Origin of the sequence: Polynucleobacter victoriensis (assembly GCF_900187875.1) — a bacterium.
Taxonomy (GTDB): Bacteria; Pseudomonadota; Gammaproteobacteria; order Burkholderiales; family Burkholderiaceae; genus Polynucleobacter; species Polynucleobacter victoriensis.
This window is the reverse complement of record NZ_FYEX01000001.1, coordinates 1218239-1230501: the sequence shown is the minus strand read 5'-3', so window position 1 is coordinate 1230501 and position 12263 is coordinate 1218239. Positions and strand designations below refer to the sequence as shown.

Here is a 12263-nt window from a genome sequence, read left to right as displayed (position 1 = left end):
AACTCCTCAAAGGGTAAAACGTATGCATTTGCATGGTTTGGATTGGACATAACAACTCTCTAAGTAATGGGAAACTGGTTGCAAAGCTAGATTGCTGCCCTAGCTTTTATTTGATAAGCGTTACTTTAAGTAACGCTTATCCCGTATTTCGCAATCCTGCAGCAATACCATTAATTGCTATATGAATACCCCTCTGCACTCGTTCATCATGCTTGCCAGCGCGATAGCGTCGCACTAGTTCAACCTGCAAATGGTGAAGTGGATCGATGTATGGGAAGCGATTACGAATTGATCGTGCCAATGCCGGGTTCTTGGCTAAGCGTACCTTTTCGCCAGTAATCATATTCAAGGCATCAACAGTCTTACTCCACTCTGCTTCGATTGCGCCAAAGATTCTTTTACGAAGCTTTGCATCAGGAACTAAATCGCTATATCTCGATGCCAATGCCAGATCACTCTTTGCCAAGGCCATATCCATATTCGATAGAAGCGTTCTAAAAAATGGCCACTCCTTGTACATCTTTTGAAGCAAAGCTAAAGCAGCCTTTTTATCAGCAGCCTTGGGTTGATTGAGAAACTCTTGCACGGCAGTGCCAAATCCATACCAACCCGGCAAAGTTAAACGGCATTGCCCCCAGCTAAATCCCCAAGGGATTGCCCTTAAATCTTCAATTCTTTGATTCGCCTTGCGACTGGCAGGACGAGACCCAATATTAAGTTTGGCAATCTCTCGTATCGGTGTTGCATCAAAGAAGTATTCGGCAAAACCTGGCGCCTCATATACCAAGCCTCTATAAGCATTCATGCTTGACTGGGAGATCTTTGCGGCAGCCGCTAAAAATGCTTTGGTAGCAGGCTTAGTTGGCTTTAGTAGTGTTGCTTCCAAAGTTGCCGCAACTAAGGTCTCCAGGTTACGCCTGCCAATTTCAGGATTGGCGTACTTGGATCCAATGACTTCACCCTGCTCTGTTAAACGGATTTGCCCGCGGACGGTGCCCGGGGGCTGCGCCAAGATAGCCTCATAACTAGGGCCACCTCCGCGACCAACCGTACCACCTCGACCGTGGAACAGACGCAATTTGATTCCATGTTTTTCGCCCAAGGGATCAAATATCTCCACTAAAGCATTTTCTGCGCAGTACAACTCCCAGTTACTGGTGACAATGCCGCCATCCTTGTTGGAGTCAGAGTAGCCCAACATGATGTCTTGCTCGCCACCAGACTTCTTAATTAAATTCAAAATACCTGGAAGCGCATAAAAGTCACGCATGATGGGTGCGGCATTACGCAAGTCCTCAATGGTTTCAAACAAAGGAACCACGATTAAGTCCGCTGTAGCGTCTTTACCCAGATTGCCATTCATCAAGCCAACCTCCTTTTGGAGCAATAAAACCTCCAATAGGTCACTCACAGTTTCAGCATGACTAATGATGTAATGACGAATAGCGTCTTTACCAAATAACTGGCGCACCCTTTTAGCGGCCTCAAATATGGCAATTTCCGAAATAGCAAACTCAGAGTATTGATGACCTACTACCCTCAATGGTCTTGGGTCTTTTAATAGTGAAAGTAGTAATGACTGCTTTTGCTCTTCACTTAATGAGGAATAATCTTGTTCAACTTGCGCCGTAGCCAGCAATTCAGATAAAACTAACTCGTGCATATCAGAGCTTTGCCGCAAATCAATCGTAGCCAAGTGAAAGCCAAAAACCTCTACCGCCCTAATTAAGCCACGCAATCGGCGATCCGATAATGCTTTTGCGCCCTGAGAAATCAACGAGGCCTCAATTGTTTTTAGATCCCCCAAAAACTCCTGTGAACTCTTATATGGATTTTGAGGCTTAAGCGCATGACGTGCAGCATCTGCCCCCGTCAACTCCTTTAGCGTTGCAGCCAAGCGACTATACATTCCCGTTAAGGCTCTACGATATGGTTCGTCTTGACGGTGTTCATTTAAATCAGGGGATGAAGATGCAAGCTCTTGCATCCTCTTAGGAAACTTTAATAGCAATGCTGAAACTGATAACTCACGACCTAATTGATGGACTTCCGTCAAATAGTGTCGTAAAGCTAGCTCGGCCTGCCGTTTAATCGCGTAATCCAAGGTTGCAGCACTGACATTGGGGTTTCCATCCCGATCCCCACCAATCCACTGCCCCATTCGCAAAAAACTAGCAACCGAATTGGTGCCAAGCTCATCCTCTATACGAGCATATATCTTGGGGATTTCACGCAAGAAAGTAGTTTCGTAATAGCTTAGAGCATTTTCGATTTCGTCAGCAACTGTCAGCTTAGTAAAGCGCAGTAGACGTGTGTGCCAAATTTGCAGTACCCGAGCACTAATCTGATCCTCGTTAAGTTTTAACTCTTTTAAAAGCAATACATCCTTAGTGGGATTGCTTGCTTTGGATGATTCTTTGATTTGGTCTCGAGCAGCCAAAAGATCCGCAATGTCACGCTCTGCCTCCAAAATGCTAGTTCTTTGCACCTCTGTAGGATGCGCCGTAAGGACTGGTGAAATTAAACTTGATTCTAATGTTTCAGTAATTATCTTGTTTGTAATGCCAGCCTTTTGAAGTTTATTTAGAGCTACTGGAATGCTGCCGTCCTGAAATTTCCCAAGTCGTTCATAAGCGATGCGTCTACGAACATGATGACGATCTTCAGCCAGATTGGCCAAATGACTAAAGTAGGTAAAAGCGCGAAGAACCTTCATTGCATCTGTGCTAGTTAGCCCCTTGAGCAATTTAGCTAAATCATTATTAGCCGATTGATTCGTATCTTTATGAAACGAAACTGAGAGTTTACGAACTCGCTCTACCAGGCCGTATACATCTTTACCTTCTTTATCTCGAATAATATCTCCTAAAATACGGCCCAGTAACCTGATGTCGTCAACCAGAGGAGTTTCAGCTTTTTCTAAATCTAATGCAGACCTTTTGGTGTCTTTCACTTTGGCTATCCCTTTCTACGTATTGCGCTTTGCATACGCTCAAACTCTTTTGCGCTTGCTGCCATACTTACTTTTACATATTCAATATGCTCTCTGGAGATCTCAAGCGCTTTTTGGGGCTGGCGATTTTTAATGGCATTCCAAATACCGAGATGCTGTGCTTCTAAACGCATCTTATCTTTGGGTCTATTATTTAAATACTTAAGATTTTTAGTGACGTGACTATTTATTAACTTCAATAAAGTTGCGCTCAAATGACCAATCAATACATTGTGCGACGCTTCAGCTATTGCCTGATGAAATCCCACATCTGCAGTAACCATCTCTAGCAATTCCCCATCAGCATATGCTTTACTCACTTTGATGAAGGCTTTTTCTAAGTTTTCTAAATCCGCTTCGGTTGCTCGCTCTGCTGCAAGGCAAGCTGCTTGACTTTCCAGCATATCTCGAAAATCTAATATGTCAGATTGAATATTGGGATGCCTATAGAGCATTTCTTGCCATGAATCAGAAAATGATGAGTCTAGTTTGTCTGTGACAACCGTACCACCACCATGACGCGTCTGAAGCAAGCCTTTCGTACATAGCGTATTAATTGCTTCCCTTATGGTTGGCCTTGATACACCCATCTCCATCGCCAACTCACGCTCAGAGGGAAGTTGATCACCTGGCTTAAGAGAACCTTCAAGTATTTGCACCTCAATCTCACTAATGACGCGATCAGAAATGCGCTCCTTGTGTCGAAATAGTTGGTTCATTTGGTCAGACCACTTTACATTTATATTTCATAATTTGAAATACTATCAAAATTAAATCCCAATACATAATTATAAGTGAATATACCTAATGTTTATTAGTCATATTCTGTTAATATATCACACAAATCTGGTATTACCAATTTACCATTAAAAATTTTAAAACATATTATGCCGATCATTACCAATATTGAAGACCTGCGGGTTCTCCACCAAAAACGCACCCCTAAGATGTTCTACGACTACGCAGACTCTGGATCTTGGACCGAGTCCACCTATCGCGCCAATGAATCTGACTTTCAGAAAATCAAATTGCGTCAACGTGTAGCCGTTGATATGACCAACCGCACCACCAAAACCAAAATGGTGGGACAAGAAGTAGCTATGCCGGTAGCACTCGCCCCAACCGGACTCACTGGCATGCAACATGCCGATGGTGAAATCTTGGCAGCAAAAGCCGCTGAAAAATTTGGCGTGCCTTTTTGCCTTTCAACAATGAGCATTTGCTCTATTGAAGATGTTGCCGAACGCACGACCAAACCTTTTTGGTTTCAGCTGTATGTGATGAAAGATCGTGGTTTTATTGAGCGTCTAATTGAGCGCGCTAAAGCTGCAAAATGCTCTGCTTTAGTACTGACACTCGACCTTCAAATTCTGGGACAGCGTCACAAAGATTTGAAAAATGGTTTATCAGCGCCACCAAAATTAACTATCGCCAACATGATCAATATGGCAACCAAGCCACGCTGGTGCTTGGGTATGGCGATGACGCCACGTAGAACATTCCGCAACATTGTTGGTCATGCCACCGGCGTTGGCAACATGTCTTCACTCTCTTCTTGGACTGCAGAACAGTTTGACCCAGGGCTCAACTGGGGTGACGTAGAGTGGATCAAAAAGCTCTGGGGTGGAAAGCTCATCATCAAAGGTATCCTTGATGAAGATGATGCACGCTTAGCATCAAACTCAGGGGCGGATGCATTGATTGTTTCTAACCATGGTGGTCGTCAACTCGATGGCGCAATTTCTAGTATCAAGGCATTACCCGGAATTGTTGATGCAGTTGGCAAAGATATTGAAGTCTGGATGGATGGCGGCATACGCTCTGGTCAAGATGTCCTGAAAGCGTGGGCCTTGGGTGCCCGCGGCACAATGATCGGTCGCCCATTCTTATATGGCTTGGGCGCAATGGGCGAGGCTGGCGTTACCAAGTGCCTAGAGATTATCCACAATGAACTGGACATCACCATGGCATTTACAGGTCATCGCGATATTCAGAATGTGACTAAAGATATTTTGTACCCAGGAACTTTCTAGGTTTTCAAAACATTATTTATAAATTTAAAAAGGAATATTAGATGATTTGGCAACAAGTTTATGACCCAATGGGAAACATGTTTCTTTCCACCCTATTTGCATCAATTCCTGTCATTGTTATGTTGGTGGGCCTTGGTTTTTTTCACATGAAGGCACATATAGCAGCAGGACTTGGATTAATTTGTGCAATTCTGATTGCCGCAATGATTTTTGGCATGCCTATTGAAATGGCGAGCAAAGCAGCGCTTCTTGGCGGTTTAACTGGCTTGCTTCCGATTGGCTGGATCGTACTAAATATTATCTTCTTATATCAACTTACTGAGCAAAATGGCTCATTTAAAGTTCTTCAAGATTCGATTGCAGGAATTACCGAAGATAGGCGCTTGCAGCTATTGTTAATAGCATTTGCGTTTGGCGCATTTTTTGAAGGTGCCGCTGGATTTGGCACACCCGTTGCAGTGACTGCAGCGATCCTTATTGGATTAGGCTTTTCACCTTTGGCAGCATCAGGACTATCGTTGATTGCTAACACTGCACCAGTTGCTTATGGTGCATTAGGAACTCCGATTATTACAATGGCCAAAGTTCATGGCTATGATTTGATGGCAATCTCTGGGATGGTTGGGCGTCAATTGCCCATCTTCTCTTTCTTAGTACCATTTTGGTTAATCTGGGCTTTTGCAGGCAGAAAAGCAATGTTGCAGGTTTGGCCAGCTATATTGGTTACAGGACTTTCGTTTGCACTTGCACAATTTTATGTATCCAACTACATTGGCCCTGAACTGGTAGACGTAATTGCAGCTCTTGTTTGCATGACAAGCCTAGTCCTTTTCCTCAAGGTATGGTCTCCTAAAGAAATATGGAAATCAACCAGTCTAAAAAATCATCAAGAATCCTCCGTCACAGAGGCTCCATTGATAGCATCAAAAGTTCATACACGTGCAGAAGTGATACGTGCATGGATGCCTTGGATCATCTTGACCGTGTTTGTATTTGTTTGGGGATTGCCTAGCGTAAAAGCATTTTTCAACGGCTTATATGCGCCCAAGTTTCCGATTGATGGGCTACATAATATGGTCGAAAAAGTGGCTCCTGCTGTTGCAAATCCAACCAAAGAGGCTGCAATTTATGTATTTGGGCTGTTATCAGCCACAGGCACTGGCATTTTGCTTGCTGCGATTGTTGGTGGCTTATTTATGAGGTACAACCCGTTTACGCTGGTTTTAAGTTACTTTAAAACTATTTGGGCAGTTCGCTTGTCCCTGCTAACAATTGTTTTAATGCTTGGCCTAGGAACGGTTACCAGATATTCCGGACTAGACACAACATTAGGCCTTGCTTTTGCCACTACTGGCGTTTTATACCCCTTCTTTGGAACCTTAATGGGCTGGCTGGGAGTTGCGCTTACTGGCTCAGATACTGCATCGAATGTGCTTTTTGGCGGAATGCAAAGAGTTGCTGCTGATCAATTAGGGCTTAGTCCAAATCTCATGGGCGCTGCAAATAGCTCCGGCGGAGTAATGGGCAAAATGATTGATGCCCAATCCATAGTTGTTGCCTCAACGGCGACTCGTTGGTATGGCCATGAAGGCGATATCCTACGCTATGTATTTTTCCACTCTATCGCACTTGCATCGCTTGTAGGCATCTTCGTTACCCTCCAAGCATATGTAAACCCATTCACATTGATGGTCATTAAGTAAGCGCCTCTAACTTATGCCAAAGACCGCCTTGCGCGGTCTTTTTTATTCTGCAAACCTCAAGTACCTTGCTTTAAGGTAAATTTCAGCATTGGATCAATTTTTGAATATGAAATTAATCGCTTCAGGCTAATAAAAAGAAAATTCTTAAAAATCCTCAGGGAATTTAAAAAAGGTTAGTGCTATACCTATACAACAAGCGTCGAGTAACGTGATGCTTGACCACCACGTTATCGGGTCACCCACCCCACCCAAATCCAAACAATCAAACCCCCAACATTACTGATGGGGGTTTATAACTACTGGTGGGCCCTCGCGGACTTGAACCGCGGACCAAAGGATTATGAGAACAGAAAACCGGACTTGAACTCCATAAACAGGGTCTCTACAAGCCTCAAATATCGGTGTGTAGTGTTATGTGTAGTGTTTTTAAATGGCTAGATTTTTACTTGTTGTGAAATTAAGCTTTTTAACTATATGAAAAGCATACACCAATCCCAACACTTCAACGCTACAAAAGCTAACCACCGAATCTTTGTCCCAATCCCAAATATACAAGCTAAAGAATCAACATCAGACCTTATTTACTTAAGGGATGGAGAAGTTGTTTTATATAAAAGACCTGATAGCTCTGTTTGGCAAGTGCGCTTCAAACTATTTGACCGAAAGTGGCATTGTTATTCCACAAGGCACAACAATCTCGACTATGCCAAACGTGCAGCTAGTGAGCTTTATGACGAGATTCGATTTAAAGAAAAGATGGGGCTAGGTCACTCTAGAAAGAAATTTGAGTTTATCGCTAAAGAATGTATCAAAGAAATTGAAAAAGAGATTGCTGCTGGAATTAAACCCATGACCAATAATGATTACATCCGAGCAATTAATCGATATTTAATACCTTTCTTCTCGAACTACTATTTAGAAAACATCAATTCTCAAGCCGTTGATCAATATGAGTTATGGCGAAATACAAAGATGAAGAAAATTCCCGTTAGTAGCACTCTTATGACTCATGCAAGTGCTTACAACCGGGTCGTTCAACATGCGATCCGCAGAGGATGGCTTAACCAAGCTACCCTGATTGCCCACTTAGGTAGAAAAGGTATGAAAGGGCAGTCTAGGCCTGCATTTAGCAGAGAAGAGTTATCTTATTTGCTGGAATATCTCAAAACCTACTGCGAAGGCGGACATAGTCAGTTAGCTAAAGAAATGCGCCAACTCGTCAGAAACTATATTGAATTACTTGCCTATACCGGTATGCGTTGCGGTAAAGAGAGTATGAATCTGAAATGGCGAGACATTCAGTGGTACACAGACCATAAAACAGGCAAGCGCTATATACGCATATGGGTCAATGGAAAGACTGGTAGCCGCTTCTTAATTGCAAAACATGTTTTACTAGAATCGATTGAAAGATTGGTAAGCATGGAACCTGACTTCCGTGGCAAATCACTGGATCAAGTTCTCGAAGAAAGACATGACAGATACGTTTTCAAATTAAAAGGTGGTAGAAGACCAGTAAGTTTTCAGACGACGTTTAGATGGTTAATGAAAGCCAGTGGCTTACTTAAGGATCAATCAACTGGTCAGAACAGAACGCTCTACAGCATTCGTCATACCTACGCGACTTTGGCGATGACAGATATCAATATTGACATCCACATACTGGCCAGACAAATGGGCACCAGTGTTGGAATGATTGAAAAACATTACAGCAAGTTAACCGCCACCATGGCAGCAGAGAAATTAGCTTGGTAAACCCTTAAATAGTTTCACTAATTAATGCAGCATCAGAAGATTAGAAACTATTTAACTTTGGGATATGAAAACCCACTCTTCGGTGGTTTATTTGTCTCCTCAACCAATATTGATTCAGCTTTCTAATTACACCAAGCGATATCTTCAGATAAAGATATCCAATTAACTTCTTTAATTTAATTTTTGATAAAAATGAACTTTGTTGAGAATCTTCTGATTTACTGTATGTCTAGCGATGATGTATGTCAGTGATAACTTTTGCAAGAGCCAAGTATTCATCAATCCGTGCTGTGGTCTGTCTAGCAATTAAAGCAATCCCTCTTTTCGGTGCTGGCGCACTTAATGGCCTAGCAGTCAATTCAGTATTTTTTAGAATGCCACTTTTAATTGCCATTTCTGGAAGCAACGCAATGCCTAAATCTGACTCAACCATTTGCACCAGAGTCAATAAACTTGTTGCTTCTAATCCATCTTGATTTGCAAGCTCTGATCGACGGCAAGCCCGCAAACTATGCTCTCGAATACAGTGACCTTCCTCCAATAACAAAAGTCTTTCTGCCATTTTGACTGAGACAGTTACATCTTTACCAGCCATAACTGAATCACCCGCTTTGGCTGCTAGCCAAAACTCATCGGTATAGAGCTCCTTAACTAGGAGACCTTCCACATCATAAGGTAACGCTATGAGAGCAAAATCCAACTGATGATCATTAATTTTTTGTAATAGATTATTTGTAAGATCTTCTCTCAAAGCTATTTTTAACTGAGGATACAAAGAACGTATCTCTGGCAGGATTTTTGGGAGTACAAACGGGGCTATAGTTGGTATAACCCCTAGACGAATGGTTCCTGTCATTTTTTGTGCTGCACTTTTTGTGAATTCAACCAAATCTTCAGAGCTAGCCAATAGTATTTTGGCCCTATTAATCACCTCTTGCCCCATTGGTGTGATTGATACATTTTGCCTATCACGCTCGACGAGCTGAACACCTAAGCTTTCCTCTAATTCCTTTAGTCCAGCACTCAGCGTTGACTGGCTGACAAAACAACTTTCAGCTGCTTTGGTGAAATTTAGTTGTTGGCCAATGGCGACCAAATATCGCAACTGACGCATGGATGGCAAGGAAGACATAAAGGCCTAGTTATCGTAAAAAACGATTAATATTATCATATTAATCAGTTAGACAGATTAACGTTAGAGATCCACAATTCCTTCCGTTGTTAAACATTTTTCAATTAGGAAGGAAACACCATGTCAATCATCAATACAGCAGTTCAACCATTTAAGACCCAAGCTTTCCATAACGGCAAATTCATCACCGTGAGTGATGAAAGCCTAAAAGGTAAATGGTCTGTACTTATTTTTATGCCAGCAGCTTTCACATTTAACTGCCCAACTGAAATTGAAGATGCAGCAGATAACTATGCTGAATTTCAGAAAATGGGTACGGAGGTTTACATCGTGACCACGGACACGCATTTTTCACACAAAGTGTGGCATGAAACCTCACCAGCCGTTGGTAAAGCTAAATTCCCATTAGTTGGAGATCCAACGCACACTCTAACAAGAGCATTTGGCGTACATATTGAAGAAGAAGGTCTAGCGTTACGCGGAACATTTGTGATCAATCCTGAGGGTGTTATTAAGACTGCAGAAGTTCACTCAAATGAAATTGCTCGCGATGTTCAAGAAACACTTCGCAAATTAAAGGCTGCTCAATACACAGCTGCTAATCCTGGTCAGGTTTGCCCTGCTAAATGGAAAGAAGGTGCGGAAACTTTGACACCTTCATTAGATCTAGTAGGAAAAATCTAATAAGAATTCCAATCAGACTCTCTTTGGAGAGTCTATTGGAGAGAACAGCATTCTGCCCAATAGATTCACTAATTAAACTAAGGACCCCATCATGTTAGACATCAATATTCAAACTCAACTCAAGGCTTACTTCGAAAAAATTGTTGAGCCAATCGTTTTAACTGCTACTTTAGATGACAGCTCAAAATCTACAGAAATGCTCGCTCTATTGAATCAAGTCGCAGAATTGTCTGACAAGATCTCAGTAAAAAACGATGGCACCAATCAACAAGTTCCGAGTTTTAATGTTTCCAAGGTAGATTCAGATGCCCGTGTTACTTTTTCTGGATTACCTATGGGGCATGAGATGACTTCATTTATCTTGGCTATCTTACAAGTCAGCGGCTATCCACCAAAAGTGGAGGAGCACATTCTTGAGCATATTCGCGGCATTGATGGCTCAATGCATTTCCAAACATTTATTTCTTTGTCTTGCCATAATTGTCCAGACGTTGTTCAAGCATTGAACTTGATGGCCGCACTCAATCCAAACATTCGTCACGAAATGATTGATGGAGCACTATTCCAAGACTTGGTCAATGAACATCAAATCATGGCTGTACCTACTGTTCTATTAAATGGTCAGACTTTTGGTCAAGGGAGAATGAGCGTAGAAGAAATTATTGCAAAGCTCGATACAAGCAACCCCGAAGAGGCTATTGCAAAATTGAATGCCAAAGATGAATTTGATGTATTGGTGATTGGTGGAGGTCCTGCAGGTTCTTCAGCAGCCATTTATGCAGCACGAAAGGGTATTCGCACAGGCCTTGTCGCTGAAAAGTTTGGCGGTCAAGTCATGGACACTTTGGGTATTGAGAACTTTATTTCCGTCAAAGAGACTGAGGGCCCTAAATTGGTTCAAGCTTTAGAACAGCATGTTAAGAGCTACGAAGTTGACATTATGAACTTGCAACGTGCTGAGGCTGTTCGTAAAACAGATCATGGCATTGAGGTAACTCTTTCAAATGGTGCAAAACTCACCAGCAAGTCAGTAATTTTGAGTACAGGAGCAAGATGGAGAGAAATGAATGTTCCTGGAGAAAAAGAGTATCGCGGTAAGGGCGTTGCATACTGTCCTCATTGTGATGGTCCACTTTTCAAAGGTAAACGTGTAGCAGTTATTGGCGGAGGAAACTCTGGCGTAGAGGCAGCGATTGATTTGGCTGGAGTTGTTAGCCATGTAACTTTGCTTGAATTTGACAGCAAATTGAGAGCAGATGCGGTTTTGCAGGCAAAGCTAGCTAGCCTACCTAATGTCACAGTCATCAAAAATGCCCTCACTAAAGAAGTGTTAGGAGATGGACAAAAAGTTAACTCTCTTCGATATGAAGATCGTTTAACTGGCAATCAAATGAAGATTGAACTTGAGGGTATTTTTGTCCAGATTGGCTTATTACCCAATACAGAATGGTTAAAAGGCACATTAGATTTATCAACAAGAGGTGAAATCATCATTGATGCCAAAGGTGAAACATCTATTCCAGGAATATTTGCGGCTGGAGACTGCACAACAGTTCCCTATAAGCAAATCATCATTGCGATGGGAGAAGGAGCCAAAGCATCATTAGGAGCTTTTGACTACTTAATCAGATCATCAGTTCCGGAAGCTATTGCAGCTTGACACCAAACTAGAGGAACCCTCTGCGAAGGTGAATTAGTAATTCAAAAAATCACCTTTGCAGAGTTTTATCTTGATAATAATTTAAACAAATAGTTCATTGCTCCAACACAGACATCCATATCTATTGGGCTTGCAGCTGATCCTGCAAAAGAATTGCTACACACCAACTACACAGAAAAGAAAAATGACCTAGCTAAACCACGCTAAGTCATTGATTTAATTGGTGGGCCCTGCTGGACTTGAACCAGCGACCAAAGGATTATGAGTCCTCTGCTCTAACCAACTGAGCTAAGGGCCCTTATTG

At 42.2% G+C, this 12263-nt stretch carries 8 protein-coding genes and 1 tRNA gene; 5 read left to right on the top strand and 4 right to left on the bottom strand.

The genetic code is table 11. The annotated features are described in order from the left end of the window. Window positions 1-136 precede the first annotated feature (136 nt). Window positions 137-2953 carry a phosphoenolpyruvate carboxylase gene (ppc, locus tag CFR83_RS06315; RefSeq protein ID WP_088813133.1) on the bottom strand — a complete coding sequence of 939 codons (2817 nt, stop codon included), beginning with the start codon at window positions 2951-2953 and terminating at the stop codon, window positions 137-139. 5 nt (window positions 2954-2958) lie between these two features. Further along, the gene (locus tag CFR83_RS06310; RefSeq protein WP_088813132.1) at window positions 2959-3711 is read right to left on the bottom strand and encodes a FadR/GntR family transcriptional regulator; all 753 of its coding nucleotides are present in this window, start codon (window positions 3709-3711) and stop codon (window positions 2959-2961) included. Window positions 3712-3879: 168 nt separating this feature from the next. On the opposite strand from CFR83_RS06310, the gene CFR83_RS06305 reads away from it, so the two are divergent. The 3 genes from CFR83_RS06305 (at window position 3880) to CFR83_RS06295 (ending at window position 8483) form a co-directional block, all read left to right on the top strand. Then, window positions 3880-5025: an alpha-hydroxy acid oxidase gene (locus CFR83_RS06305; RefSeq protein WP_088813131.1), complete on the top strand. Its 1146-nt coding sequence runs from the start codon at window positions 3880-3882 to the stop codon at window positions 5023-5025. Window positions 5026-5066: 41 nt separating this feature from the next. After that, window positions 5067-6728: an L-lactate permease gene (locus CFR83_RS06300; protein ID WP_088813130.1), complete on the top strand. Its 1662-nt coding sequence runs from the start codon at window positions 5067-5069 to the stop codon at window positions 6726-6728. 474 nt (window positions 6729-7202) lie between these two features. Beyond that, window positions 7203-8483 carry a tyrosine-type recombinase/integrase gene (locus tag CFR83_RS06295; protein WP_088813129.1) on the top strand — a complete coding sequence of 427 codons (1281 nt, stop codon included), beginning with the start codon at window positions 7203-7205 and terminating at the stop codon, window positions 8481-8483. A gap of 229 nt (window positions 8484-8712) precedes the next feature. On the opposite strand, the gene CFR83_RS06290 is transcribed toward CFR83_RS06295, so the two are convergent. After that, window positions 8713-9615, bottom strand: coding sequence for a hydrogen peroxide-inducible genes activator (locus CFR83_RS06290; RefSeq protein ID WP_088813128.1), 903 nt, complete (start codon window positions 9613-9615; stop codon window positions 8713-8715). 120 nt (window positions 9616-9735) lie between these two features. On the opposite strand from CFR83_RS06290, the gene ahpC reads away from it, so the two are divergent. After that, complete coding sequence (gene ahpC / locus CFR83_RS06285; protein WP_088813127.1) at window positions 9736-10299, top strand: alkyl hydroperoxide reductase subunit C; 564 nt, start codon at window positions 9736-9738, stop codon at window positions 10297-10299. 91 nt (window positions 10300-10390) lie between these two features. Further along, a complete protein-coding gene (gene ahpF / locus CFR83_RS06280; RefSeq protein WP_088813126.1) occupies window positions 10391-11959 on the top strand; it encodes an alkyl hydroperoxide reductase subunit F in 1569 nt (522 codons plus the stop codon). 221 nt (window positions 11960-12180) lie between these two features. Here ahpF and CFR83_RS06275 read toward each other — a convergent pair. Beyond that, window positions 12181-12257: transfer RNA gene (locus tag CFR83_RS06275), tRNA-Ile, on the bottom strand. Window positions 12258-12263 lie beyond the last annotated feature (6 nt).

Excerpts from the sequence above, each read along its gene's own strand:
- CFR83_RS06310 (WP_088813132.1), bottom strand. The coding sequence starts at position 3,711 with ATGAACCAACTATTTCGACACAAGGAGCGCATTTCTGATCGCGTCATT.
- CFR83_RS06305 (WP_088813131.1), top strand. The coding sequence starts at position 3,880 with ATGCCGATCATTACCAATATTGAAGACCTGCGGGTTCTCCACCAAAAA.
- CFR83_RS06300 (WP_088813130.1), top strand. The coding sequence starts at position 5,067 with ATGATTTGGCAACAAGTTTATGACCCAATGGGAAACATGTTTCTTTCC.
- CFR83_RS06295 (WP_088813129.1), top strand. The coding sequence starts at position 7,203 with ATGAAAAGCATACACCAATCCCAACACTTCAACGCTACAAAAGCTAAC.
- CFR83_RS06290 (WP_088813128.1), bottom strand. The coding sequence starts at position 9,615 with ATGTCTTCCTTGCCATCCATGCGTCAGTTGCGATATTTGGTCGCCATT.
- ahpC (WP_088813127.1), top strand. The coding sequence starts at position 9,736 with ATGTCAATCATCAATACAGCAGTTCAACCATTTAAGACCCAAGCTTTC.
- ahpF (WP_088813126.1), top strand. The coding sequence starts at position 10,391 with ATGTTAGACATCAATATTCAAACTCAACTCAAGGCTTACTTCGAAAAA.